The following is a 25,936-nucleotide window of genomic DNA, read 5'->3' on the forward strand; positions in this document are numbered from 1 at the left end:
AACGTTTGCTTTTGTCTTGTTTTTCCATATAGAAAAAATGTTTTGAGACCGAGAAATAATCGCTCACAACATCGGCAAGCGAACATACGGTTCCAGTTTCGTATCCCAATAACACGGTTCGCCAATTTTCTGCTTGAGGAATTCAATCACCGCTGAGGTTTTCTTCGGGAGATGCTGCCGACTTGGATACACCGCATAAAATGGCATGTTTTGACTCGCTTGCCAGTCCGGCAACAGCTGAATTAGTTTGCCCGTGCGAAATTCATCGCGGATGAGGTAAGTCGCCAAATACGCAATCCCCCACCCAGACACCGCCGCATCGCGCACCGCTTCAGCCAAATCGACCGAATAGTTGCCGGAAACTTTGATGCTCAACTGCTGCTCACGGTTACGAAATGCCCAGCGTGTGTAGTCTCGATCCCAACTGCGATAGATCAAACAATTGTGATCCAACAGATCGTTGGGTAATTGCGGCGTCGAATGATGCAGTAGGTAATCTGGCGACGCCGCCACGACAAATTTGCACTCCGCAAGGCGCTGAGCAATATAACCTTCCGGCAGGTGTTCATTGCTGGTGATCCACAAATCGAGCCCTTCGCTCAACATGTCAATCTTGTAGTCGAACAGGTGCACTTCAACCTGCAAATTCGGATACTGCTGACGCAGCTCTTCCAGTGCAGGCAGCACATGCAGCGAGCCAAATGATTGAGACAAGCCCAGCCGCAGCAGCCCCGAAACTTCTTCGCGCTGGTTCACCAGTTCGTTGTCCGCATCGCTCACCAGCGCTACCAACTGCTCACAATGGCGGTAGAAAGACTCCCCCGCTTCGGTGATGGTAAAACTGCGCGTGGTACGCTGCACCAGTTTAATCCCCACCGAGGCTTCCAGTTGCGCCAGTTGCTTACTGACATGCGACACCGACACGCCCAAATTGCGCGCCGCAGCCGTAAAGCTCTGATGTTTGATTAACGCGGCGAACATCACCATCTGACTGGCTCGGTCGGCTAACACGGCAACTCCTGTTGTGGCTTGCAACATCGAACAGCGCGATGTTGGGGATGGGCTGAAAGCGAGACGCAATCAGTCATAAGTAATCTGTCATAACTAATCAGCGATAAGTAATCGGTAATTAGCAATAAGGGCTCTCGCGAGCCCTTTGAGGTTAAAACTTGATGCGGTCCGCTAAATGGCTCACCGCGAGCGCAAAGTAATACGAGCGGTTCCACTTCATCAGAACATTGTAGTTGTTGTACACCAGATAAATACGACCACTTTCATCATCCGGCATGATCAGCCACGCTTTCACGTCTTCATCGAGTTTCGGCAGCGGCTGACCGTCATAACGTGTGATGCCCAGTTTGCTCCACTCTTGCAAGTACTTGCCTTTTTCAGCCTGACGGCCTTCCAGTGCGTGATCAAACCCTTTGGGAATCTTCACCTGGCGTCCCCACGTGTACTTATCATCCCAGCCAGATTGGCTGAGGTAGTTCGCGGTTGACGCAAAAACGTCTTCTTTGCTGCCCCAGATATCTTTCTTGCCATCGCCATCACCATCGGCGGCGAACGCCAAAAACGAGCTCGGCATGAATTGACATTGCCCCATCGCGCCAGCCCATGAGCCTTTCATGTCCTCGGCATTGATGTGGCCTTGTTGCAGAATTTGCAAAGCAGCCATGGTTTCTTTGCGGAAGAACTCTTCACGGCGACCTTCATACGCCATGGTCGACAAGGCATCAATCACCTTGTAACGCCCCATGTGCGCACCAAAGTTACTTTCTACCCCCCACAGCGCGACAATAAAGCGCGGCTGCACGCCGTACGCTTTGCCAATGCGTTGCAGTTCATCGTAATGCTTTTCGTACAGTGCTTGCGCTTGGTTCACTTTCCACGCGGGCACAGCACGTGGAATGTATTCATCCAAGGTCAGCTTTTTCTCTGGCTGATTGCGGTCAGCCACCACCGCACGAGGTTTAAATTGCACATCGTGAAACGCGTCACTCAATATTTGCTCAGAAATGCCTTCCTGACGCGCTTGCTGTTTGAGGCCTTCGACGTATTGTTCGAAGCTTAAATCGTTCGCCAATACCGGTGCGGAAAGTGTGAATCCCAGAATCACTGACAATAATTTTTTCAAGATACCCTCCCCGAGTCATCCTTGCTCAGGATTTGCGCTGAGCCTTTTCTTCTTTGTATTTTTCTAACAAATTCTCTGGTGGTGGTGGCAGTTGCAAGAAGAAGCCTTGCTCTTGCAGCGACGCTTTCACTTTATCCACATTCACCTGCGCGAGCTGACGTTTTTCGAGGTTCACCAGCATCACGAACACAGGTTTACCGAACATCTGCATCAGAGTGTCAGGGACCTGTGAAAAATCGTCGCGTTTCGGGATGTAGAGATAGGTACCGTCTTTCTTAGAACTTTTGTAGATAGAACAAAGCATGAGAAGCCTTTTGTTGTCTTGAACCCGCGTCGCGGCTGAATTTGTCTATAAATGATCAACTTTTGATAAAATTGAGTCTAAATCACTCATTTGACCGCAAGATGACTTGCTGCGTCTAGGCGCTGAATATAACATGACTTCCCTAGTCTCGGGCAACGCTCTTTCCTATGTAGCCAAGAGTTTATTGAGGTCAACGTTACGATGTCTAATACACCTGACCTAAAAGGTAGTAGCTTTACTTTGTCAGTTTTGCACCTTTCTGACAACCAAATCGCCAACACGGTCGAATTTCTGAAACAGAAAGTGGCGCAAGCCCCGGCGTTCTTCGCCAACGCACCGGTGGTGATCAATATTTCGAAAGTGGATGGCGACATCGACTTTCTCGCCCTCAAACATGGCATTAGCGACGCGGGTTTGATCCCGGTCGGTGTCACGGGCTGCAAAGATAAACGCTGTCAGTCGTTGGCGTCGGAAGCCGGTTTTGCCGTGATGACCGCCAGCAACAACCCAGCGAAAGCGCCGGCAAAGATGGCGCCAACCACCATCGTCCGTACGCCCATTCGCTCCGGACAGCAGGTGTACGCCAAAGATGGCGATTTAGTGATCCTCAATCACGTGAGCCCCGGTGCTGAAGTGATTGCCGATGGCTCGATTCATATTCATGGCACACTGCGCGGCCGAGCAATTGCCGGCGCCAGTGGTCAAAAAGAAGCAAGAATTATCTGTCATGATTTACAAGCTGAGCTGGTGTCCATCGCGGGTAACTACTGGCTGAGTGAACAGATTGAAAGTGAGTTCTGGCAGAAGAAAGTGATGCTCAGCATGACTGAAGAGTCACTCCATTTTGAACTACTCACCATTTAAAATTCGAAAGGAAATTATTAAATGACACGCATCATTGTCGTTACGTCAGGAAAAGGCGGCGTCGGTAAAACGACCTCCAGCGCAGCCATTGCGTCAGGCTTAGCACTCAAGGGCAAGAAAACTGCGGTGATCGATTTCGATATCGGTCTGCGTAACTTGGATCTCATCATGGGCTGTGAACGCCGCGTGGTGTATGACTTCGTCAACGTTATCAACGGTGAAGCCACCTTAAACCAAGCGCTGATCAAAGATAAACGCAACGAAAACCTGTTCATTCTTCCCGCCTCTCAGACCCGCGACAAAGACGCGCTGACCAAAGATGGCGTGCAGCGTGTGCTCAATGAACTCAAAGCGATGGACTTTGAATTCATCATCTGCGATTCACCTGCAGGCATCGAGCAAGGTGCACTGATGGCGCTGTACTACGCCGATGAAGCGATTGTGACCACCAACCCTGAAGTCTCTTCTGTGCGCGACTCTGACCGCATTCTGGGCATTCTGGATTCGAAATCACTGCGTGCGGAACAAGGGTTAGAGCCGGTCAAACAGCACCTACTGCTGACACGTTACAGCCCAGCGCGTGTGACACAAGGTGACATGCTGAGCGTGGAAGACGTCGAAGAAATTCTGCACGTGCCACTGTTGGGTGTGATTCCAGAAAGCCAAGCGGTGCTGAATGCGTCGAACAAAGGCGTGCCGGTGATCTTTGACGACCAATCCGATGCAGGCCAAGCTTACGACGACACGGTCGAGCGTTTGCTGGGTCAAACTGTTGAGTTTCGTTTCCTGACCGAAGTGAAGAAAGGCATCTTTAAACGACTTTTTGGGGGCTAAAGCACAATGTCATTACTTGAATTTTTCCGACCACAAAAGAAAACTTCAGCCAGTCTTGCCAAAGAGCGTTTGCAAATCATTGTCGCTGAACGTCGTAGCCAGAACGATCCAGCGCCGACGTATCTGCCTCAGTTGAAAGAAGACATTCTGAAAGTGATCGCCAAATATGTCGCGATTGATCCGAGCATGGTTGAGCTCTCCTTTGAACACAAAGATGACGACATCTCTGTGCTGGAGCTGAACGTCAAGCTACCGGATGACGAAAAGTAAAAAAAGAGCCGACTGAGTCGGCTCTTTTTCATTGTGAGACGGCGTCATTTCGTTAACAGCCGTAGTGCTCAGCAATATATGACTCAAACTGCGCGCACATCTGTTCGTCGGACACCACGTTACTCGCAAGCTCTTGCGCGCCATCCACGACGCGAATTGTCGCATTGAGTGACGCGACAGGGGCCTGCTGGCGCGCAGACAACCCTTCAATTTTCTTGAGCTGACTTTGCCACGCCTGCTCGGCAGATTGGTTACACATGTCGGCCAGATACTTGGCGTTAAAGCCTTCCCCAGTAAGACGAATGATCGTCTCGTTGTGCGACACTTGGTTACCATCATGCCAATAGTGCTGCGCCAATAGCGGCCCGATATGCGGGTTGTCGGTCAAGTAACCAAACTGCTCCAAGAAATACGCGCGGGTCTGGTAAACCGCCATGTGTGCCAACAAGTAGCCGTGATACGCACATGCCGATTCGTCCGACAACAAGTGGGGAATCGCCAGCAGCGGACGCGGACTGCACGCCAAACCAATAATGCGCTGCTCCGTCTCGCGCATCAGCGCCGTAATGCGCGCTGGCGTCAGCGCCTCATCCGGCAATTGATACAGCGCGCGTTCAAAGTACGGCACCAACAAAATACTGCGCTCTTCGTACGCCTTAAATGGCTGACGGCTGTAGACCATGGCTTTGATGACTTCATCCGGCACCACTTCACCTTGGGCATTGAAGGCATAGGTTTTCAGCCAATCTGCATCGGTGAGCAAGCTGTCGCAGAACATCGACTGCGTTTCGGCATACGCCATTGACGTCGGGGCAAACTCCTGCGAAAAACACGGTGCGTTCAATTTCACGTTGGCGAAATGCGCCGCGTGGCCCCCTTCGTGAAACAGCGTATTGATACCATCGTAACCGCTGCCAACTTGGTCCGGTTTAGCGTTGCTGGTGAAGTTGACTTTCGCCGCCACCCATTGACCTTGGTCGTAAAACGACGGGATCGGGCCGTGGCAGAAACCATTTGGGTATTTGCCTTTTCGATCAAGCAGATCCAAAGTGAGTTCTGCGCCAGAATAGTCGATATTCAAGCGGCCAAACGACTCAACCCAACGGCGCAGCGAACGAGAAAATGGCACATACGGGTCCAAATCGCGCATCACATCACCCGCAAATGAGAAGATGAAATTGTAACCGGTCAGCGCGCTTTCGCCTTTTTCTGCGGCCAATGCGCTCAAGCTGCGCTGATGACTGTCGCGAGTGCGCACTTCAAAGTCATCCAAAATGGCAAACAGCGCATCGCTGGTCATTTTCTCTTTCTTGGCCACCGAATAATCAAAGAAAGTGCGGTAGCCCAGCGTCCGCGCAAATTCGTTGCGCATCTTCACCAGTTCGATAAAGCCGTTTTGCAGCAGCCACTGCTCCAGCTCAAGCAGCGCTTGATGCACGCTTTGACGCACCGCTTCCACATCACTGGTGCGGATGGTCGCCGCCAGCGTCACCAGAGAGGCTTCGATCGCTTCACCTTGTTCATTGGTGTAATACAGCGGGTGCTTCTGTTTTTTCTCAAACAGATCCGCTTCAAACTGAATCAGCTTGGCTTTCAGTTGCTGCGCGGCTTCCGATTCCAGCGCATGCGACTCAAACATCGCCAGCCAACCTTCCAATCCGGCCAGCGTGCTGCGCTTTTCCTGCGCGTCCGGAATGGCCTGCGCGGCGTCGATTTGGTCACGAATGGCCTGAATCTGTTCCCCAGCACTGAGAAATTGTGTCCACGCTGTCTGTGCCTGAGTCGAGCCGTCATGGTCATCACTGATGCCCATGTACGTGTCCCAGAAAAAGTCTTCTTTCACGCGATGAAGATGAAGATAACGATGGTTCAAATCGTTGAGATATTGCGTCGCTGTCATGGGATTCCTTATGTGACGTTGTCCATACCAGTCACGAGTATGGCATGCCTTGTTTGCGGCCAAAAATATTCAACCCGAGTCCGATTCAACACGAATGTAAACTCACATGTACTGTGATGTTTCGGCGGGAAAAAAGACAAAACCGGCCCAAGGCCGGTTTCGCAATTACACTAATTTTTCGAGCTTTTCACCGAGCAGAGGCAAACGCCAGTTTTGCATCACATCGGGTAGTTTTTCCGGATCTTTGTCTTTATTCCACACCCAGCTCAGCAGTTGGTTCAGCTGCTTTTTCGAAGCCAAAAACTCGGTCGCCAAACCTGACGATTGCGAGACATTCTTCACTTCGTCTTTGAGCTTTTTGAACAGCTGTTTGTACCCTGGGTAATCCATCAGTGGCACAATTTTTTCGGGGTAGTGTTCAGCCGGAGTTTGCAACGCGGCTTTGACGATGTTGATCATCTTGGTGCTGTGGCGGCGAATCGCATGTGGGTCGATGCCTTCTTCTTCCATGCGTTTCGGGCTGCGCAGCGCCAAACGGGCAATGGTCAGCAGATCGTTTTCACGAATCACAAAGTTGAGGGCCAAATCGCGGTTCATGGCTTCTTGATAACGCCACGTCGCCAGCGGTTTGAGGATCGCAAGCTCTTTCGGTTTCAGTTGCCACGCACCTTTGATGTCGAGATAAACCATCTCCGGATCGGTGGTGCGCGTACGTTTCTCGACTTGCAGCTCCGATTCCTGCTGCGCTGCCTCCCACCAGCCCGCTTGCGTGACTTTTTCCAGCAGTTGCTCATACATGGGCATCAGATAGAACACGTCAGCAGCAGCGTATTCAAGCTGCTTTTGCGACAGCGGACGCGCTAACCAATCGGTGCGCGACTCGCTCTTGTCCAGCTCGACATTGAGCAGATCGTGCGCCAATGCCGCAAAGCCAGTCGACAGGCCGTAGCCCAGAAATGCCGCCATGATCTGGGTGTCGACCATTGGAAATGGCACACAACCAAAACTGGTTTTGAACACTTCAATGTCTTCCCCACACGCGTGCAACACTTTCAGCACCGAGGTGTCTTGCAGCAACTCGACAAACGGCGTCATCTCGTCCATGGCAAGCGGGTCGATCAGGGACAGGTTTTCACCATCAAACAACTGGATCAAGCCAAGCTGCGGGTAAAACGTTCGGGTGCGGACAAATTCGGTGTCCAGCATAACTACGTCTGCGTCTCGCGCTAGGCTACACACACGTTCTAAATCGTTGAGTTGATCAATTATCTGATAATTCACAAAAGGCTCGCTTTGTATCTCCCTGATGGGCATTAACAACCCGGGGGAATAAAAAATGCCGACGGTTAAGGTCGGCATTGTAGCATCATTTTTTAGGGAAGTGCGTTACGCGCTTTTCTTCTGCTCAGCCAAAGCCGCATCATTCTCTTCGCGCAGCACGCGACGCAGAATTTTACCGACGTTGGTTTTTGGCAGGTCTTCGCGGAACTCAATCAGTTTCGGTACTTTGTAACCGGTCAGATGTTTACGACAATGCGTGATCACTTCTTCTTTCGTCAGGCTCGGGTCGCGTTTCACGATGTAGATTTTCACCACTTCGCCCGACACTTCATGCGACTGACCAATCGCGGCCACTTCCAGCACTTTGCCGTGCAGCGCCACCACGTCTTCAATCTCATTCGGGTACACGTTAAAGCCCGACACCAGAATCATGTCTTTCTTACGGTCGACGATGTAGATCATACCGTCTTCGTCAAAGCGCACGATGTCCCCAGTCGACAACCAACCGTCTTCGTTGATGACTTCTTTCGTCGCTTCCGGACGTTGCCAGTAGCCTTGCATCACCTGCGGGCCGCGCACTTGCAATTCGCCCGTTTGGTCGAAATTCAGCACATGGCCTTCATCATCGACGATACGCACTTCAGTCGATGGTACTGGCAAACCAATCGCGCCAGAGTAGTCGGCCAAATCGTATGGGTTACCCGTCACCAGCGGCGAACATTCGGTCAAACCGTAGCCTTCGAGCAAATGGATACCGGTGATCTTTTTCCATTTCTCCGCGACTGCACGTTGCACCGCCATACCACCGCCCACCGACAATGTCATTTTGGAGAAGTCCAGTTCGTGGAAATCTTCGTTGTTCACCAGCGCGTTAAACAACGTATTCACCCCCGTAATGGCGGTAAACTGATGTTTTTGCAGCTCTTTGATAAAACCTGGAATATCGCGCGGGTTGGTAATCAACAGGTTGCTGCCGCCCATTTCGATAAACAGCAAGCAGTTCACGGTCAGTGCAAAGACGTGATACAGCGGTAACGCAGTCACCACCAATTCGCGACCTTCACGCAAAACTGCGCCGTACGCCCCTTTGGCTTGTAGTACGTTCGAAACCATGTTGCGGTGCGTGAGGATGGCCCCTTTCGCGACACCTGTCGTCCCGCCGGTGTATTGCAGGAAGGCGATATCTTCACCCGACATAAACGGTTTCACGTATTGCAGGCGGCGGCCTTTGTGCAGCGCTTTACGCATGGAAATCGCACCCGGCAGGTCATATTTCGGCACCATGCCTTTGACGTATTTCACCACGAAATCCACCAGCGTACCTTTCGCACGTGGCAACATTTGGCCCAAACTGGTGAGCACCACGTGCTTCACTTGGGTATTGGCGACAATCTGTTCCAAGGTGTTGGCGAAGTTGGACACAATCACGATGGCACGCACATCGGCATCATTGAGCTGATGTTCCAATTCGCGAGGCGTGTAGAGCGGGTTCACGTTAACCGCGATCATGCCCGCACGCAGGATGCCAAACAGCGCCACAGGGTATTGCAGCAGGTTTGGCATCATCAGTGCGACGCGATCGCCTTTTTTCAGTTTCAGTTCATTCTGCAGGTAAGCCGCAAACGCTCGGCTCCGCTCCTCCAGTTTACGAAACGTCATCACCGAGCCCATATTGATGAAGGCCGGTTGGTCGGCAAATTTGTGTACAGACTGTTCGAACATTTCAACCAATGACAGGTATTGGTCAGGATTAATGGTTTCCGGTACATCGCTTGGATAACGTGAGAGCCAAGGTTTATCCACGGTAATACTCCTCGTAATTGGCTGGCGTATTTTTTATCGTTATGAGTATGAACGCTATTACAGCACAGCCGACGTGCTTGAGCACGAAAGACTCAAACACTTGTTTAAATTTTGTTAACTAAGCCAAAAATTAGTTCTGCGACGCATGAAGGTTGTTCGAGGTGGCAGTGATGGCCACCTCGAATGGTAAACATCTCTAGACGATCGTTCGGCGAAATGCGGCGATCGTGCTGCAAATGTTGAAAACCTTGATCCCCCAAGATAATCCGCTGCGGGCAACGTATTTCTGCCAACACGGCTTGGGCGTGTTCCCACGACATGCGATATAACGAGTCACTCTTGAGTTTGCTGTCGTGTCGCCAGCGCCATTGATCCCCCACCAACGCGATGCCGCGCTCGACGATGGGAGCAAGCAGTTCGGCCGCAATTTGATTGGCCGCGACACGGCGCTCAAGCGCTTGTTCCAAGCTGGCGTAACCCCGTTCGGGTTTGCGTCGAATGCGTTGACGACTCATCACGCCGTGACGTAATCGTTGAACGCTGAGGGCTGGAGATTCCGCGAGTGGGCCGAAGCCTTCGATCTGAACTAATCCTGCGACTTGGTCAGGAAAGGCGGCACTATAGCAACTTGCGATCAAAGCACCAAGAGAGTGGCCGACTAACACCCGTCTGTTTGACGAAAAGTTAACCAAAAGCTGGTAAATATCGTCAATATAGTCATGAAATGGGTAAAAACTGTGGCCAGATTTGTGGTCGGAGTGACCATGACCCGGTAAATCGATTGCGCACAGATGCCAATCGGGATTCAGGCGATGAAGCTCGCGCATCACCGTTTGAAAACTCGCGGCATTATCAAGCCAACCATGGACAAAAATTAATGACGTCTCGGCGGTTTCGGCGCTGCCCATCTCCAAGGCGGCGAGACGGCCTTCCGCGATACGATAACTACGAGCTTGAAGCATTAGTTGACTTCTTGGATCACTCGGCCATTGCGAGGGTAATCATCAAAATGGCGACAATAGAAATTGCGGCATGGGAAAAGATAAGGGCCGGTGTCATCAATGACGACGCGTTCCGTCACGCGCCATAAATAATGGCCGTGCGCATTCATCACCGGAAATAACTGTTCGAAATCGCCCACTTTACCCCGTTCAGGCTCGCCGGTGGTGCCCACCAGCGTGATCAGACGTCCCTCACCGTAAGTGACCGGATCGAGAAAGCCCTTCACATAAGCGACAAAGCGGCCTTGAGGCTCACTGGTTAAGCTCGGACGACCTGCGTTATCGACGGGTAAATTCACCACTTCCACACGGGTTTGATGGGCCAGATTAGTCACCTTGGCGATCACGCCGCCCAAACGTACTTCATGGTGTTGCGCCGGGTCGAGTTGAGTCCAGGCGGCATAGTCGGTCACCACGGCGTCACTGGTGGCTGTTAATTCCTCAGGCAGGGACGCACAGGCCGACAGCAGTAAGGCTGTGAGCGCGACAAAAACCAGTTGGATTGGAGAAGTGTTCATCGTTACGTCCCATTCGATCAGATATAAATATCGACCCCAAGCATCTGAGCAAGTTCCTCTTTTCGCGCTCGGTTCATCACGTCCATGTACTCTTCGAGTGCTTTGCGTGACCGGCCTTCCGGCAGGTCGTACTGCAATTGCGCTCGATTGATGTCCGCCGGGTCGACGTGACGAATCGAATTGGAAACAGCGGTCGCAACTTTGGTGGTTTGCGCCACCTCACTCGATCCCTTGCTTACCTCATTTTTCTTTTTCGCTTTGGAAGCCCGATGGGTATTGGGGATTCGCGAAGGAGGCAGTCCGTTAATTGAAACCATGCTGTTCCTGCTCATTGAAGGCAAGCCTTAACGCCTGCCTTTGCCTAAGATCGCCGGGATTATTCGCGGCCCGGCAGTTTTTTCCATGCCACGGTGTCACGCAAATACACCGGGCTGGCATTTTCCGCCGCCAAAGTCTCGCCATTGGCCAACGCTTGCGCCGCAAGGACAACCATATCCTGCGCTTGCGGATACAACACGCCGCTGTCTTGACGCGTCAAAGGCAGCGCTGCCAGCGCATCGCTGTATGCATCCCAGCCAGTCCCTGCCGTGCCCCACGGGGTGCTGTCGGCATCGATTTTTTCACATAGCACATCTGGCGCAATCACACACTCGTCATCAATGGTCAACCACGTGCCATCCGCCTGACGCTCGAATCGGCCCCAGTACACTTCGCTCATGCGTGCATCAATCGCGGTTGCGACGCGCGTCATGCCGTGTTCACGGTAGGCGCCTTGCGCCATTGCCGCCAATGTCGAGACACCAATCATGGGTAAATCGGCACCAAACGCTAAACCTTGTGCAATTCCGATGCCAATGCGCACACCGGTGAAGCTGCCCGGTCCGCGACCAAAGGCCAACGCATCCAATTCTTGCAGCGTAACACCCGCTTCTTTCAACACCTCATCCACCATCGGCAGAATTTTCTTGGTGTGGTCGCGTGGCGCCACTTCACTGCGGCTGTATAGTGTGTCGCCCACCATTAAAGCAACCGAACAGACTTCTGTTGCGGTATCTAAGGCAAGAATTTTTGCGCTCATGAATATCTCTAATTTATTGCAGTTTCTGATAAATGTTGCAGAAAGTCTTTCACCACCGTCAGATCCCGCGTGCGCGGAATCGGCGGTAGACTGGCGAGGAAAATGCCGCCATAGTCACGTGTCACCAAGCGGTTATCGCAGATGATCAACGCCCCTTTGTCTTTCTGATCTCGAATAAGTCGTCCCACACCCTGTTTCAAGGTGATCACCGCTTCAGGCAGTTGCACCTGAGCAAACGGATCGCCACCTCGCAACTTACAGTCTTCGATGCGTGCTTTGAGCAGCGGATCATCGGGGGCGGTAAACGGAAGTTTGTCGATGATAACACAGCTTAACGTGTCGCCTCTAACATCGATGCCTTCCCAGAAGGCGCCCGTGGCCACCAGCAGCGCGTTGCCCAGCTCCATAAACTCAGCCAAGGTCTTCTGTTTGCTGGTTTCCCCTTGCATCAGCACTGGCAGCGTCAATTGCTCGCGAAAGCGTTCGCCAAGCTCACGCATCATGCTGTGCGAGGTGCAGAGAAAGAAACAGCGCCCTTGGTTTTGTTCAATCACCGGTGCCAGCATACGCACCAGTTTGTCCGCCAGCCCCGGGCTATTGGGCTCTGGAAGATACCGCGGCACGCATAATTTGGCCTGCTGCTCATAATCGAACGGGCTTGGCAGAGAAAACTGCGCGACGGGTTTGAGCCCCAAGCGATGGGTAAAGTGGCCAAAGTCATCATTTACCGCCAGTGTGGCCGAGGTGAAGATCCACGCGCCCTGCTTCATTTCTATCTGTTCATGGAATTTATCCGCCACGGTGAGCGGCGTGATGTGCAAGCTGAAATGGCGCGGCGTGGTGTCATACCAGTAGGAATAACCAGTGATCGACACATCGCACACGCGCTCGATGCGCCCTTTAATAAGATTGGCTCGTTCAAACGCAGTATCCAGCAGTTGGCTGCGCCCCAGCGCCAGCTTGAGCACCTCAATGGCAAAATTGAGGCTATCCAGCACGCGTTCGATCTCACGCGAAATCGAGGGCGATTGCAGCGCTTCGCGCCAGTTTCCGCGATACCCCGGCTCTCCCAGCACGATGCGCAGATCCATGGCCGACTGCACCAGTTTGTCGCCGACTTTCTGCAATTGACGCATGTCTTTGGCTTCGGTGCGGTAACCAATCTCGATGTCTTTCGCCAGTTCTTGGATCTGGCGGCTGGACACCGACTGGCCAAAATATTGGCTGGCGATATCCGGCAACTGGTGCGCTTCATCGAAAATGAACACATCCGCTTCCGGAATTAACTCGCCAAAACCGGTTTCTTTGATGGCTAAATCGGCCAAAAACAGGTGATGGTTGACCACCACGACGTCAGCATCCATCGCTTTGCGGCGCGCTTTCGAGACGAAACAGTCCTGATAACTCGGACACTCTTTGCCCAAGCAGTTGTCGTTGGTTGAGGTGATGGTCGGAATGACCAAGCTGTCTTCGGGCAAGTCATCGCATTCACCCAAATCGCCGGTTTTGGTTTCCGACGCCCAACTGCGCACTTTGACCAATTGCGTCAACAGCGTCGGGTCCGCTTCGTTGGTATGGCTTTCCACCATTTGGCGACTGAGGCGATCCAAGCACAAGTAGTTAGCACGCCCTTTGAGTAGGGCCACGTTACCATGAAACCCCAGCGCACCAACCATCAAGGGTAAATCGCGATGAAATAGCTGCTCTTGCAGGTTCTTGGAACCGGTACTGATAATCACTTTTTTACCGCTCAACAGTGCAGGCACCAGATAGGCAAAGGTTTTACCCGTTCCGGTTCCGGCTTCCACCACCAGTTGAGAGCTTTGCTTGATGGCGTTGGCGACGGCTTCGGCCATGTCAATTTGTGCCTGACGAGCTTGAAAGCCCGGTATGGCTTTCCCGAGCGCGCCTTGCTGAGAGAACGTTTTTGCAATCATCGAAAGAGCTGACGAAGAATAGAATGACGCGATTATGGCAGGTTTCTGCACAAGGCGCGAATCGGATTACGCACGCGCCGATATGCAGCAATACATCGAAGAAAAACCAATCTAGTGCACGAAGCCAAGATAACGTCACCCGGTTAACGAAGCCAGATTCACGAAGCTAGGTTCATGAAGCTAGGTTCATGAAGAGCTAGGTTCACGAAGACAGGTTCACAAAGACAGATTCACAAAGACAAGTTAACGCCGGTTCAGATAACGCGCCATCCACGGCGGGGCATCGTAGCCGGTGCCCATCTGGGACATCACGCGTGCCGCTTCCGCGGGCGAGGCCTTGTTGTCCCATAACGTATCGAGCAACGCTTGATTGATGGGTTGATCGCCCATCAGTTCAGAAACGCGTTCAACATACAACTTACGCGCAAGCAGTTCTTTATCCATAAACACCACCTTGAAAGCACACAAAAAGCCGGGGTTAAACCACCGTCAACCCGCAGCACCCCTGATAGTTGTTGAAACCGATGTGAGAATAGATTAATTATAGACGCTATATTTTGGGCTGCCCGACCGTTCTGAGTCGCCCATCTTGTTATGCATCCCAGCGCACTGGACAAATAAACGCCGACAACTTGGGGTTACTGCGCTCAGCGCACCAACCCAAGAGCACGAGAAGTAGCGTGTCTGGTTGACGAGGGATTTCAGAATAAAAGAAATGCACGGAAGTTGTATTAATGGAAAAGAAAACGCTCCTCACGCATTGTACAGATGCCCCAGGTTTGATCGCTAAAATCACCAATATTTGTTACAAGCACCAACTCAACATCATTCACAACAGCGAGTATGTGGATAACACCAGCGGCCATTTTTTCATGCGCACCGAGCTGGAAGGTTACTTCAACGATGAAACGCTGCTGGCCGATTTAGACCAAGCGCTGCCGCAAGGTGCGAAGCGTAAACTTATCGACTCCAGCCGCAAACGTATCGTGATTCTGGTGACCAAAGAAGCACATTGCCTAGGCGACATTCTGATGAAGAACTTTGACGGCAGTCTGGATGTAGACATCGCCGCGGTCGCGGGGAACTACGACACCCTGCAAGGGCTGACGGAGAAGTTTGATATTCCGTATCATTGCGTGTCGCATGAAGGGCTCAACCGCCAAGAGCATGAGCAAAACATGCTGGAAGTGATTGACCAGTACCAACCGGATTACGTGGTGCTGGCGAAGTACATGCGCGTGTTAACGCCGGGCTTTGTGGAAAAATACCACCACAAAATCATCAACATTCACCACAGCTTCCTGCCGGCATTTATTGGGGCAAAACCATACCAACAAGCGTATGAACGCGGCGTGAAGATCATCGGCGCGACAGCCCACTTCGTGACCAACGATCTCGATGAAGGGCCGATCATCAAACAAGACGTGATTCCCGTCGATCACACGTTCAGTGCACAAGACATGGCGCAAGCAGGCCGCGATGTAGAAAAGAGCGTGCTGAGCAAAGCGCTGGGCAAAGTGCTCAACGACCATGTGATTGTCTACGGCAACAAGACCGTCATCCTGTAACTGCAAGGTTGAGGTATAAAAAAGGCGCTCAAGGCGCCTTTTTGTCATGCTCAGTCGTGCTCTACGCTCGTCCGTTTACAGTTTGATGGCTAACGTCACCCCTTGGCGAATCGCACGTACCGCATCCAACTCACCGGCATGCTCGGCTCCCCCAATCACGTGCAGTTTATCGCCCAGTTGCGCCCATTGGTCTTCAAATGGACGAACCGACTCTTGACCGGCACAGATCACCACGGTATCGACTTCCAATAAGCGTTGCTGCTCATCAATGGCAATGTGCAACCCGTGCGGGTCAATCTTGTCATAACGCACGCCACCGACTAAATGCACGCCGCGTTTTTCCAACGTCCGTTTGTGAATCCAACCGGTGGTTTTGCCCGGGCCACGACCCACGCGACCTTTGCGGCGTTGCAGCAGCCACACTTCTTTGTCGCTGACCGAATCCGGGTGAGGATACAACCCGCCGGGGTGCGCAATGTCGGTATCAATGCCCCATTCATGCAACCAATCGTCTAGATGGTGCCCTTGAGGTTCGGTGATCATGGTCGCCACATCCACGCCAATGCCACCAGCACCAACGATAGCGACTTTTTCGCCGACCGGTGTTTTTTCGCGAATCAGCGTTTGGTAATCGACCACTTTCTCGGGGTTATCCACGCCCTCAATATTCACTTTGCGCGGCGCCACGCCAGACGCCATCACGACCTCGTCGTATCCCGCCAGCATGTCATACGTCACTTCGGTATCGAGGTGCAAACGCACGCCCGTTTCATCCAAACGGTTGGCGAAATAGCGAATGGTTTCACGAAATTCTTCCTTGCCCGGGATCTGCATCGCCAAGCGGAATTGGCCGCCAATGCGGTCATTGCGCTCAAACAAATCAACCTCATGCCCCCGCTCTGCAAGCGTCGTTGCACTGGCAAGACCGGCAGGGCCGGCGCCAATCACCGCAACTTTCTTCTTCACGCTCGCCGGTTGCACCACAATTTCAGTTTCATAACAGGCACGCGGGTTGACCATGCAGCTTGCCCGTTTACCACGGAAAATGTTGTCGAGACACGCTTGGTTACAGCCAATACACGTGTTGATCAGCGCCGATTTGCCCTGCTCCGCTTTCGCAACAAATTCTGGGTCGGCCAAGAACGGACGCGCCATCGACACCAGATCTGCCTGCCCGCTGGCGACAATTTTCTCTGCTTCTTCCGGCGTATTGATGCGGTTACACGTCACGACGGGCACGTTCAGGTGCGGTTTGATTTTCTCCGTCACCCACGTGAATGCGGCGCGCGGCACTTGCGTCGCGATGGTCGGAATACGCGCTTCATGCCAGCCAATGCCCGTATTGATGATGGTGACGCCAGCCGCTTCCAGCGCTTTCGCCAGCATCAGTACTTCTTCAAACGTACTGCCTTCTTCGACCAAATCGAGCATCGACAAGCGGAAGATAATGATGAATTCTTTGCCGACGGCTTCGCGAATCGCGCGCACCACTTCGAGGGGGAATCGAATGCGGTTTTCGTAGCTGCCGCCCCAGTCGTCGTAGCGCATGTTGGTGCGCTTACAGATAAATTGGTTGAGCAAATACCCTTCCGAGCCCATCACTTCGACGCCATCGTAGCCCGCCAGTTGGGCCAGTTCCGCGCTGTTGGCAAACGCGTCGATGGTTTTGCGAATCTGACGTGGGCTCATTTCACTTGGTGCAAACTTGGCGATCGGCGCTTTGATGGACGACGCGCTTTGAGAAAATGGGTGCATGGCATAGCGCCCTGCATGCAGCAATTGCAGCGCAATTTTACCGCCGTGACGATGAACCGCTTCTGTTACCACCTTGTGCGCTTTGGCATGTTTGGTTTTACTAAATTCGGCACTGAATGGGTGCAGGCGCCCACGCAAATTGGGCGAGAAACCACCGGTCACGATAAGCCCAACGCCACCTTTGGCGCGCTCTTCGTAAAAGGCAGCGAGTTTGTGGAGTCCTTCCTTGTGTTCTTCAAGACCGGTATGCATCGATCCCATCAAGACGCGGTTGCGCAGTTGAGTGAATCCTAAGTCTAAAGGCTTTAGCAGATGTGGGTACATGGCGACATCACTTTTATCGTTATCCTTATTGGTCTGACCAGAATATTCTCAGCCCAACGAAAAATCAAACAAGCGTTTACATTTTTGTAACACCGATCAATCTTGCAGTTGTTTGGGTATGATGAATAACGTAGGATGTAACTCATTCATATCTCTCGGGAACTTATCCGAGCTATCCTCAACAAGTCACTCACTTGTTGCATTGGAGACACAATGAAACAACTATTCCGATTTATTGGGCTGATTTTTAAAGGTATTTGGAAGGTCATTACTTTTATTCGTCTTGCCCTCACCAACCTGATATTCCTGCTCAGCATCGCCATCATTTACTTCATCTATATTCATGCTGAGTCGCCTACCCCCACCGTCGATAAAGCCTCTGCATTGGTGCTAAATTTATCCGGTCCGATTGTCGAACAACGAACCTACGTGAACCCCATGGACTCGTTTGCTGGCTCGGTACTGGGGCAGGATTTACCTAAAGAAAACGTCTTGTTTGATATCGTCGATACGCTGCGTTATGCCAAAGATGATAAGCAAGTGACGGGGTTGGTGTTGGCGCTGCGCGATCTGCCTGAAACCAATTTGACCAAACTGCGTTACATCGCCAAAGCGATCAACGAGTTCAAAGCGTCCGGGAAACCGGTCTATGCGGTGGGTGATTTCTACAATCAAAGTCAGTATTACCTTGCCAGCTACGCCGACAAAATTTTTCTTTCGCCCGATGGTGCGGTGATGCTGCGCGGCTACAGTGCTTACAATCTGTATTACAAAACGCTGTTGGAAAAACTTGACGTCAACACGCACGTGTTCCGCGTCGGCACTTATAAATCAGCCATTGAACCGTTCATCCGTGACGACATGTCCGATGCCGCGCGCGAATCCGCGTCTCGCTGGTTGACCCAACTGTGGGGAGCGTATGTGGATGACGTGGCAACCAACCGTCAGATCGATGCGAAAACGCTCACGCCGAGTATGGATGAATTTTTGGCACTGCTGAAACAGTCATCAGGCAACCTGGCGGATTTGTCACTCAAAGCCGGTTTAGTCGATGAACTCGCCACACGACAACAAGTGCGTGCCGAGCTAACCGACGTGTTTGGCAGTGACGGCGACGACAGCTACAACGCCATGAGCTATTACGATTACCGCGCGACCGTGTCACCAACCTTTGACATGGCCGCAGACGACATCGCGGTGGTGGTTGCCAGCGGCGCCATCATGGACGGTGTTCAACCACGGGGTACCGTAGGCGGCGATACACTGGCATCCTTGCTGCGTCAGGCGCGAAACGATGACAAAGTGAAAGCCGTCGTGCTGCGTGTCGACAGCCCGGGGGGCAGCGCGTTTGCCTCTGAAGTGATTCGTAATGAAATCGAGGCGATCAAAGCGGCCGGTAAACCGGTGGTGATTTCTATGTCGAGCTTAGCCGCCTCTGGCGGGTACTGGATCTCGATGAGCGGCGATCAAATCGTTGCGCAGCCCACCACGCTGACTGGCTCCATTGGCATTTTCAGCGTCATTACCACGTTTGAAAAAGGGTTGAATAAACTGGGGATCTACACCGACGGCGTGGGCACGTCACCGTTCTCCGGCGTGGGGGTCACCACCGGCCTGAGCGATGGGATCAAAGATGCGCTGCAAATGGGCATTGAACACGGCTACCACCGCTTCATTTCTCTGGTGGCTGAACACCGCCACATGTCAGAACAAGAGGTCGATAAAGTGGCGCAAGGCCGCGTGTGGACCGCGCAAGATGCGCAAAAATTGGGGTTGGTCGATAAGCTCGGCGACTTCGATGATGCCGTCGCACTGGCAGCCAGCCTCGCGAAACTGGACACATACAACCTGTATTGGGTAGAGGAACCCTTGAGCCCGGCGCAGCAATTCTTGCAAGATCTGTTTGGTCAGGTGCGCGTTGGGCTTGGGCTTGATGTCTCCAGCTTGATGCCAGACGCACTTAAACCGGCGACAAAACAGCTGGTTTCTGATGCCAACCTGCTGAGCAGCTTCAACGATCCAAAAGGGTATTACGCGTTTTGTCTCACCTGTCAGGTGGAATAACAGCGGCAAGCCTTATCCCCACTGCTCTTACCAGCAGGTTCCTAAGCGGCGCTTTGTTAGAAGCGCCTCTTTTTATTGCAGTGGTTTTCGCTATAATCCGCGTTCTGTTCCCCTACAATAAGTGATTTATCCCATGACAAGAAAGCATATCTATATCGCCTACACTGGCGGCACCATCGGTATGAAAAAATCCGATCATGGTTATGTACCTGTCGAAGGCTTTATGGAAAAGCAGTTGGCCAGTATGCCGGAATTCCACCGTGCAGAAATGCCACAGTTCACCATTCACGAATACGAGCCGCTGATCGACTCTTCAGACATGACGCCTGAAGATTGGCAGAAGATTGCCGATGACATTCGCGATAATTACGACAAATACGATGGCTTTGTGATCCTGCATGGCACTGACACCATGGCCTACACCGCCTCGGCGTTGTCTTTCATGCTGGAAAATCTCGGCAAACCTGTGATTGTGACCGGTTCACAAATTCCACTGGCTGAACTACGTTCAGACGGTCAGGCGAACCTGTTAAACGCCCTGCACATTGCGGCCAATTACCCGATCAACGAAGTGACTTTATTCTTCAACAATCAGTTGATGCGCGGCAACCGCAGTACCAAATCACATGCGGACGGCTTTAACGCGTTCACCTCCCCCAACCTGCCTCCTCTGCTGGAAGCGGGCATCAACATTCAAGTGAGTGGCAACGTCAAGCTTGGTGTACAACCGGAAGGCGAATTCCGCGTTCAAAACATCACGCCGCAGCCAATCGGGGTGATCACCATGTACCCGGGCATTTCACACGAAGTGATTCGTAACACCTTATTGCAGCCCGTCAACGCTATGATTTTGCTGACCTTCGGTGTCGGCAATGCACCGCAAAACCCAGAACTATTAGCCCAATTGCATGATGCCTCTGAACGTGGCGTGATCGTGATGAACCTGACGCAATGTTTGGCCGGTAAAGTGAACATGGGTGGCTACGCCACAGGCTGCGCGCTGGCGGATGCTGGCGTGATCAGTGGTTACGACATGACGCCGGAAGCGGCGCTAGCAAAATTGCACTATTTACTGAGCCAGAATTTGTCTTACGAAGAAGTGAAAGTGCGCATGCAGCAAGTGCTGCGTGGCGAAATGAGCCTGTAACGCATTCTGTAGACACACAAAACCCCGCCGATGCGGGGTTTTTTATGCCATGTGAGACCAGGATAAACCGACCACTTACTCTTGGTTCGGATTCACTCGCATGATGTCGTCTTGCCCTGCCTGAAAACGCTTTTTCAGCTCCGCTTTTGACTTAAACACCACATCGCCCCCAACGCCCACCGTCATGTGGTCAGCGTTCAGATTGTGCTTGGATTGATACAACATCACAGCTTGCATACAGTAATCTCGCTGCTCCTGAGAAAGTAGTGTACCCTCAGGCCACTTACCCGTTTCTACCGCGAACACCAAACGATCATACGCTTCCGGTGTAATAGCATCGATTAATTGATTTGCATCCATGATTGTTTCCTAATAAACGCTTATAAAAACAGTTCGCGTCACCTTAACTGGCTGGCATTTCGAGTCAAGACCAGCTAAATAAATAAGTGTATCGGATCACAAGCTAACATGATGAACAGCGTAAAAACCTTACTAATTTTGTCTCTGCCACTGCTGCTCAGTGGCTGTTTTGAGAATCGCAAGAATACGGAGAAGCTGTGCGCAGACAATCCAAATTTGCGCTGTGAGCAGCTCAATATGGACGACGGCCAATGCCGTATTCCACGCACCGATCTGATCTGGCACCGTTATGCGGTACTCAAAAATCCGACGGTCGATAACAAGATTCAAGAATACACCTTGGTGAGTGCCTACCGAAAATGCCTTGAATTGGCTTCGCAAATTCAACCGATTGATCAAACGGCGCTCAAACAAAAACGCTTTGATGCGCTGATCAACTCAGGCAAAGAACAAGAACGATTGGTGAAAGAGCTGCATCAGATGCGTACGCCGCAATCGCTCTATTTCCTGTGGAGCCAAACCGGTGATAACCAAGCACGACGTGAATTTTTGCAGATGGAAGGAACACCAGAACTAGACACCGCCGAGATGCAATTCGCACTCGCCACCTTTTATACCTCGCGCAACCGTGAAAAAACCATTCAGCTGCTGAACCGAGCGTTAGAGCTGAGTGACGCTCAATCGGTCAATATCGAGATTTTCAAATCGCTGGCGAGTACGTATCAAGTCCTCAACGACAAAGAACATGCCTATGTATGGGCCATGGTCGGCAAAGCGTTTGGCGTGCCCTTAGCCACACCGGCCGAACTGGAACGCCTTTACGGCTTTAGCCAAGAAAAGTTCGCTCGTTTACAATCTCTGGCCGATGACGTCACCAAAGCGATCAAATCAGGGCAGTATTCCCGCCGTTTAGTGCCTACCGTTATCGAATGATGTAAAGATTAAACAATAAGCGATGAAAATTTCAGCGCTTATTGTTATTTTTGTTGAAAATTAACGACACTGAATTGACACAATAACGTTCCCCGGTTGTCACAGGACCATCGGGAAAAACGTGCCCTAAGTGGCAATCACACGCCGCGCAGCGAATCTCCGTACGCACCATTCCGTGACTGCGATCATCTAAATAGCGAATCGCCTCTGGGCTCACAGGGGCATCAAAACTTGGCCAACCACAGCCCGAATCATACTTGTTTTCTGAACGGAAAAGGGGCGCTTCACAGCAAGTGCAGTAGTAAATCCCGTCCGCTTTGTTGTGCAACAGTTTGCCACTGAATGGTGCCTCTGTACCTTGCTCGCGACACACACGAAATGCTTCATCACTGAGTCGCTCACGCCAGTATTCATCAGGCTTCGTTACTTTATCTACTTTCTGAACCACGGTACTTCATTTCCTTTTTTACAGCGTATTGATGCGCTTTTTTTGTATAAAAACTTGCGCGTTTTGCGCTTTGTAGCACATACTTTCTCACCATGATGCGGTGGACTTTCGCTTTCTAATTTACCTAAGATAACTCGGGTATTTTACGTCAATTGGTAGAGATAATAAGCAGGCTCGAGTTTAAAAACTAACCGTTTGCAACTGAATGTTAAAAAAAGCGACGCTTTTTTTTGACTTTAAACAAGTTAAGTCCGATTATCTGTTGCAGACTTTTACTGGAATCTGTAATTTTACTACCAGTTATCTTTAATCAGAAATTAAGTTGTGGAGCAACTATAATGACTATCAAAGTAGGTATTAACGGTTTTGGCCGTATCGGTCGTTTCGTATTCCGTGCAGCGCAAGAGCGCAATGACATCGAAGTTGTAGGTATCAACGACCTGATCGACGTAGATTACATGGCATACATGCTGAAATACGACTCAACTCACGGCCGTTTCAACGGTACTGTTGAAGTTGAAGGCGGTAACCTGATCGTTAACGGCAAAACTGTACGTGTAACTGCAGAACGCAACCCAGCGGACCTGAAATGGAACGAAATCGGTGTTGACGTTGTAGCAGAAGCAACTGGTCTATTCCTGACTGACGAAACTGCTCGTAAACACATCGAAGCTGGCGCGAAAAAAGTTGTTCTGACTGGTCCTTCAAAAGACAAAACTCCAATGTTCGTAATGGGTGTTAACCACACTACTTACGCAGGTCAAGACATCGTTTCTAACGCTTCTTGTACTACTAACTGTCTGGCTCCTATCGCTAAAGTTCTTAACGACAACTTCGGCATCGAGTCTGGTCTGATGACTACAGTTCACGCAACAACTGCAACTCAAAAAACTGTTGACGGTCCTTCTGCGAAAGACTGGCGCGGTGGTCGTGGTGCTGCTCAAAACATCATCCCATCTTCAACTGGTGCAGCTAAAGCAGTAGGCGTTGTTCTTCCAGAACTAAACGGCAAACTGACTGGTATGGCTTTCCGCGTACCAACTGCAAACGTATCTGTAGTTGACCTGACTGTTAACCTAGAAAAAGCAGCATCTTACGATGACATCAAAGCAGCAATGAAAGCAGCTTCTGAAGGCGAACTTGCTGGCGTACTAGGCTACACTGAAGATGCAGTAGTATCTACTGACTTCAACGGCGACACTCGCACTTCAATCTTTGATGCTGCAGCAGGTATCGCACTGACTGACAAATTCGTTAAAGTTGTATCTTGGTACGACAACGAAATCGGTTACTCAAACAAAGTTCTAGACCTGATCGCTCACATCTCTAAATAATGTAAGCATTCAGCGAAGCTTATCATTTAGATAAAGCGCAGAATGAAAAAGGCGGCTCTCGAGTCGCCTTTTTAGTATCTGAATTTTGATCGGCGGATTCGATACCGTCGATTGACCCAAGCGTTCCCCGCTTACCCACGGCGAATAGGTTGAGCCACTCGTCCACTGACTAGACGAAGCCTTGAAAGGCACGCCCGACAAGGTCTTGGAGACGGTAGCCACTCGGTATGCTGGTCCGGAGCGCATTACTCAGGAGCGTTAGATATGGATTTACACTCTCTTCCTGCACTGACTGTATTGTCAGATTGCGTGACCGTCGTTGAACACGACCAAGTCAAAATTGTTCGCGTGATACATGACAAAGCCACTGCGGGTATCGCGCTGCACGGCGGTCATGTGGTGTCGTTTCAACCTGCAGGTCAACCCGATCTGATCTGGATGAGCGACGCTGCAGTGTTTGACGGCAAAGCAGCACTGCGCGGCGGTATTCCCGTGTGCTGGCCTTGGTTCGGACGCTTGGCCAATCCAGGGCATGGCTTTGCCCGCACCAGCGAATGGCAATTGATTGAACATCGTGAAAACGAGCACGGCGTCATCGTGACTCTCGGTTTAGCGCACAACGATGCAACGATGGCGATCTGGCCTTATCACTTCTCTGTGCGTTTGCATGTTGAAGTTTCCGAGCAATTGACCGTTTCGTTGGAAATCTCCAATACCGATGAGAAAGCTTGGGTCTTCTCTGGCGCCTTACACACCTACCTCAACGTGGCCGACATCACCCAAGTCACCACCACCGGGATGGGCTCCGAATACATCGACAGCTTGCAAGACGCCAAAGTCTGCCACGGTGGCGAGACGTTGGTACTGACCGACACCATTGATCGCGTTTACACACAACCCGAAGCACAAGTGCACGTGCAAGATCCCGTGCTGCAACGTACGCTCATCGTTGAAAACAGCGGCCATAACGCTGCGGTATTGTGGAACCCTTGGGCGCAAGGTGCGGCATCCTTGAGTGACATGACTGACGAGGGTTACAAAACCATGCTGTGTGTGGAATCCACCCTGCATGCCCCATGTCTAGCCGCGGGTAAAACGCTACAACCCGGCGAACAGCATGTTCTGGCGACCACCTTGTCCATGAAATAATGCGCAGGACAGCTTCGGCTGTCCTTTTTATTTTGTGAGCTTGCCGCTAAACTGACGCCTTAATTTTTTACGCGAGATCACCATGTCTTATCAGTGCCCTTTATGTCAGCATCCCTTAACGTTAACCGGTCAGACTTACACCTGCGAAAACCGTCATCAGTTTGATGTCGCCAAAGAAGGCTACGTCAACCTGATGCCTGCGCATCACAAGCGCTCCAAAGATCCCGGTGACAATAAAGAGATGATGCAGGCGCGTCGCCGTTTTCTCGAAGGCGGGCACTATGACCCCATGCGCGATCAAGTGGCCACCCTGTGCGCCAAGGCGCTAGAAGGCACAGAACATCAGCTACTCGACATTGGCTGCGGCGAAGGCTACTACACCACTTATGTGGCGAAAGCACTGCAAGCGCAACATGCCCAGGCCCAAACGTACGGTTTAGACATCTCAAAGGTTGCCGTGCGCTACGCGGCCAAACGCTACACCAATTGCGAATTCACGGTGGCCTCGAGTCATCGTCTGCCGTTTGCTGATCACGCGTTAGATGGCATTTTACGGATTTACGCACCATGCAAAGCAGAAGAGCTGCAACGGTGTGTTCGTGACCATGGCGTGGTGATCACGGTCACTCCTGCGGCACGCCACCTCTATCAGTTTAAACAAGGCATTTATCAAGACGTTCGTCTGCACGAAGAGCAGCCTGAACACATTGAGGGCTTTGCGCTGGAAACCGAGCAAAAAATCAACTATATGATGACATTACCCGGTGAAGTGGCCTTTGATCTGTTACAAATGACTCCGTTCGCATGGCGAGCCAGCGACGCATTTAAAGCGCAGATTCGCGCATCCGAACAGTTTGAATGTGAAGCTGACTTTATGTTGCGTGTTTATCGCAAGCTGAGTGCCAACGAATAAACGATAATAATTCTCAT

The 25,936-nt window shown here is 51.5% G+C and carries 25 protein-coding genes; 10 read left to right on the forward strand and 15 right to left on the reverse strand.

Annotated features, from left to right (window positions below; genetic code table 11):
* Window positions 1–63: 63 nt before the first annotated feature.
* The 3 genes from VFA_RS09665 to VFA_RS09675 form a co-directional block, all read right to left on the reverse strand.
* Window positions 64–1,011 (reverse strand): LysR family transcriptional regulator, encoded by a 948-nt coding sequence (locus VFA_RS09665; protein WP_004726575.1) that lies wholly within the window; start codon window positions 1,009–1,011, stop codon window positions 64–66.
* Window positions 1,012–1,162: 151 nt separating this feature from the next.
* Window positions 1,163–2,134: a lytic murein transglycosylase gene (locus VFA_RS09670; RefSeq protein WP_004726576.1), complete on the reverse strand. Its 972-nt coding sequence runs from the start codon at window positions 2,132–2,134 to the stop codon at window positions 1,163–1,165.
* Between the two features lie 25 nt (window positions 2,135–2,159).
* Window positions 2,160–2,438 (reverse strand): YcgL domain-containing protein, encoded by a 279-nt coding sequence (locus VFA_RS09675; RefSeq protein ID WP_004726577.1) that lies wholly within the window; start codon window positions 2,436–2,438, stop codon window positions 2,160–2,162.
* Between the two features lie 201 nt (window positions 2,439–2,639).
* Here VFA_RS09675 and minC point away from each other — a divergent pair, with 201 nt between their 5' ends.
* The 3 genes from minC to minE are packed head-to-tail and all read left to right on the forward strand — an operon-like array spanning window position 2,640 to window position 4,406.
* On the forward strand, window positions 2,640–3,302 hold the full coding sequence (gene minC / locus VFA_RS09680; protein WP_038151349.1) for a septum site-determining protein MinC: 663 nt from the start codon (window positions 2,640–2,642) through the stop codon (window positions 3,300–3,302).
* A gap of 21 nt (window positions 3,303–3,323) precedes the next feature.
* On the forward strand, window positions 3,324–4,136 hold the full coding sequence (gene minD / locus VFA_RS09685) for a septum site-determining protein MinD (RefSeq protein WP_004726579.1): 813 nt from the start codon (window positions 3,324–3,326) through the stop codon (window positions 4,134–4,136).
* A gap of 6 nt (window positions 4,137–4,142) precedes the next feature.
* Window positions 4,143–4,406, forward strand: a complete 264-nt coding sequence (gene minE, locus VFA_RS09690; RefSeq protein WP_004726580.1) for a cell division topological specificity factor MinE — start codon at window positions 4,143–4,145, stop codon at window positions 4,404–4,406.
* 52 nt (window positions 4,407–4,458) lie between these two features.
* Here minE and VFA_RS09695 read toward each other — a convergent pair whose 3' ends face one another.
* The 9 genes from VFA_RS09695 to VFA_RS09735 form a co-directional block, all read right to left on the reverse strand.
* Window positions 4,459–6,306: a M3 family metallopeptidase gene (locus tag VFA_RS09695; RefSeq protein ID WP_004726581.1), complete on the reverse strand. Its 1,848-nt coding sequence runs from the start codon at window positions 6,304–6,306 to the stop codon at window positions 4,459–4,461.
* 165 nt (window positions 6,307–6,471) lie between these two features.
* A complete protein-coding gene (gene rnd / locus VFA_RS09700) occupies window positions 6,472–7,587 on the reverse strand; it encodes a ribonuclease D (protein WP_014205442.1) in 1,116 nt (371 codons plus the stop codon).
* A gap of 105 nt (window positions 7,588–7,692) precedes the next feature.
* Complete coding sequence (gene fadD, locus VFA_RS09705) at window positions 7,693–9,390, reverse strand: long-chain-fatty-acid--CoA ligase FadD (RefSeq protein ID WP_004726584.1); 1,698 nt, start codon at window positions 9,388–9,390, stop codon at window positions 7,693–7,695.
* Between the two features lie 104 nt (window positions 9,391–9,494).
* Window positions 9,495–10,352, reverse strand: coding sequence for an alpha/beta fold hydrolase (locus VFA_RS09710; protein ID WP_004726585.1), 858 nt, complete (start codon window positions 10,350–10,352; stop codon window positions 9,495–9,497).
* The gene (locus tag VFA_RS09715) at window positions 10,352–10,909 is read right to left on the reverse strand and encodes a Slp family lipoprotein (protein WP_004726586.1); all 558 of its coding nucleotides are present in this window, start codon (window positions 10,907–10,909) and stop codon (window positions 10,352–10,354) included. Before VFA_RS09715 ends, VFA_RS09710 begins: the two co-directional genes overlap by 1 nt.
* A 17-nt stretch (window positions 10,910–10,926) precedes the next feature.
* Window positions 10,927–11,226 (reverse strand): hypothetical protein, encoded by a 300-nt coding sequence (locus tag VFA_RS09720; protein ID WP_038151352.1) that lies wholly within the window; start codon window positions 11,224–11,226, stop codon window positions 10,927–10,929.
* A 59-nt stretch (window positions 11,227–11,285) separates the two neighbouring features.
* Window positions 11,286–11,987, reverse strand: coding sequence for a tRNA (adenosine(37)-N6)-threonylcarbamoyltransferase complex dimerization subunit type 1 TsaB (tsaB, locus tag VFA_RS09725; RefSeq protein ID WP_004726588.1), 702 nt, complete (start codon window positions 11,985–11,987; stop codon window positions 11,286–11,288).
* An 8-nt stretch (window positions 11,988–11,995) separates the two neighbouring features.
* The gene (locus VFA_RS09730; protein ID WP_004726589.1) at window positions 11,996–13,924 is read right to left on the reverse strand and encodes an ATP-dependent DNA helicase; all 1,929 of its coding nucleotides are present in this window, start codon (window positions 13,922–13,924) and stop codon (window positions 11,996–11,998) included.
* Window positions 13,925–14,167: 243 nt separating this feature from the next.
* Window positions 14,168–14,368, reverse strand: coding sequence for a hypothetical protein (locus VFA_RS09735; RefSeq protein ID WP_004726590.1), 201 nt, complete (start codon window positions 14,366–14,368; stop codon window positions 14,168–14,170).
* A gap of 290 nt (window positions 14,369–14,658) precedes the next feature.
* Between VFA_RS09735 and purU the strand changes: the two genes are divergently transcribed.
* Window positions 14,659–15,492, forward strand: a complete 834-nt coding sequence (purU, locus tag VFA_RS09740) for a formyltetrahydrofolate deformylase (protein ID WP_004726591.1) — start codon at window positions 14,659–14,661, stop codon at window positions 15,490–15,492.
* A 75-nt stretch (window positions 15,493–15,567) separates the two neighbouring features.
* On the opposite strand, the gene VFA_RS09745 is transcribed toward purU, so the two are convergent.
* A complete protein-coding gene (locus tag VFA_RS09745; protein ID WP_038151355.1) occupies window positions 15,568–17,571 on the reverse strand; it encodes an NADPH-dependent 2,4-dienoyl-CoA reductase in 2,004 nt (667 codons plus the stop codon).
* Between the two features lie 213 nt (window positions 17,572–17,784).
* On the opposite strand from VFA_RS09745, the gene sppA reads away from it, so the two are divergent.
* Both sppA and ansA read left to right on the forward strand, forming a co-directional pair.
* Window positions 17,785–19,635 (forward strand): signal peptide peptidase SppA, encoded by a 1,851-nt coding sequence (gene sppA / locus VFA_RS09750; RefSeq protein ID WP_004726594.1) that lies wholly within the window; start codon window positions 17,785–17,787, stop codon window positions 19,633–19,635.
* Between the two features lie 133 nt (window positions 19,636–19,768).
* Complete coding sequence (gene ansA / locus VFA_RS09755) at window positions 19,769–20,782, forward strand: asparaginase (RefSeq protein WP_004726595.1); 1,014 nt, start codon at window positions 19,769–19,771, stop codon at window positions 20,780–20,782.
* Window positions 20,783–20,857: 75 nt separating this feature from the next.
* On the opposite strand, the gene VFA_RS09760 is transcribed toward ansA, so the two are convergent.
* The gene (locus VFA_RS09760) at window positions 20,858–21,142 is read right to left on the reverse strand and encodes a YeaC family protein (RefSeq protein ID WP_004726596.1); all 285 of its coding nucleotides are present in this window, start codon (window positions 21,140–21,142) and stop codon (window positions 20,858–20,860) included.
* A 111-nt stretch (window positions 21,143–21,253) separates the two neighbouring features.
* Between VFA_RS09760 and VFA_RS09765 the strand changes: the two genes are divergently transcribed.
* Complete coding sequence (locus tag VFA_RS09765; protein ID WP_038151480.1) at window positions 21,254–22,075, forward strand: DUF2989 domain-containing protein; 822 nt, start codon at window positions 21,254–21,256, stop codon at window positions 22,073–22,075.
* A gap of 31 nt (window positions 22,076–22,106) precedes the next feature.
* Here the strand turns inward: VFA_RS09765 and msrB are convergent, their stop codons facing one another.
* On the reverse strand, window positions 22,107–22,523 hold the full coding sequence (msrB, locus tag VFA_RS09770; protein WP_004726598.1) for a peptide-methionine (R)-S-oxide reductase MsrB: 417 nt from the start codon (window positions 22,521–22,523) through the stop codon (window positions 22,107–22,109).
* Between the two features lie 338 nt (window positions 22,524–22,861).
* Here msrB and gap point away from each other — a divergent pair, with 338 nt between their 5' ends.
* The 3 genes from gap to rlmA all read left to right on the forward strand — a co-directional run bounded on the left by gap (window position 22,862) and on the right by rlmA (window position 25,919).
* The gene (gene gap, locus VFA_RS09775) at window positions 22,862–23,857 is read left to right on the forward strand and encodes a type I glyceraldehyde-3-phosphate dehydrogenase (RefSeq protein ID WP_004726599.1); all 996 of its coding nucleotides are present in this window, start codon (window positions 22,862–22,864) and stop codon (window positions 23,855–23,857) included.
* Window positions 23,858–24,121: 264 nt separating this feature from the next.
* Window positions 24,122–25,006, forward strand: coding sequence for a D-hexose-6-phosphate mutarotase (locus VFA_RS09780; protein ID WP_004726600.1), 885 nt, complete (start codon window positions 24,122–24,124; stop codon window positions 25,004–25,006).
* Window positions 25,007–25,088: 82 nt separating this feature from the next.
* Window positions 25,089–25,919 carry a 23S rRNA (guanine(745)-N(1))-methyltransferase gene (gene rlmA, locus VFA_RS09785; RefSeq protein WP_004726601.1) on the forward strand — a complete coding sequence of 277 codons (831 nt, stop codon included), beginning with the start codon at window positions 25,089–25,091 and terminating at the stop codon, window positions 25,917–25,919.
* Window positions 25,920–25,936: the final 17 nt, after the last annotated feature.

It is taken from the genome of Vibrio furnissii CIP 102972, assembly GCF_000176175.1.
Taxonomy (GTDB): Bacteria; Pseudomonadota; Gammaproteobacteria; order Enterobacterales; family Vibrionaceae; genus Vibrio; species Vibrio furnissii.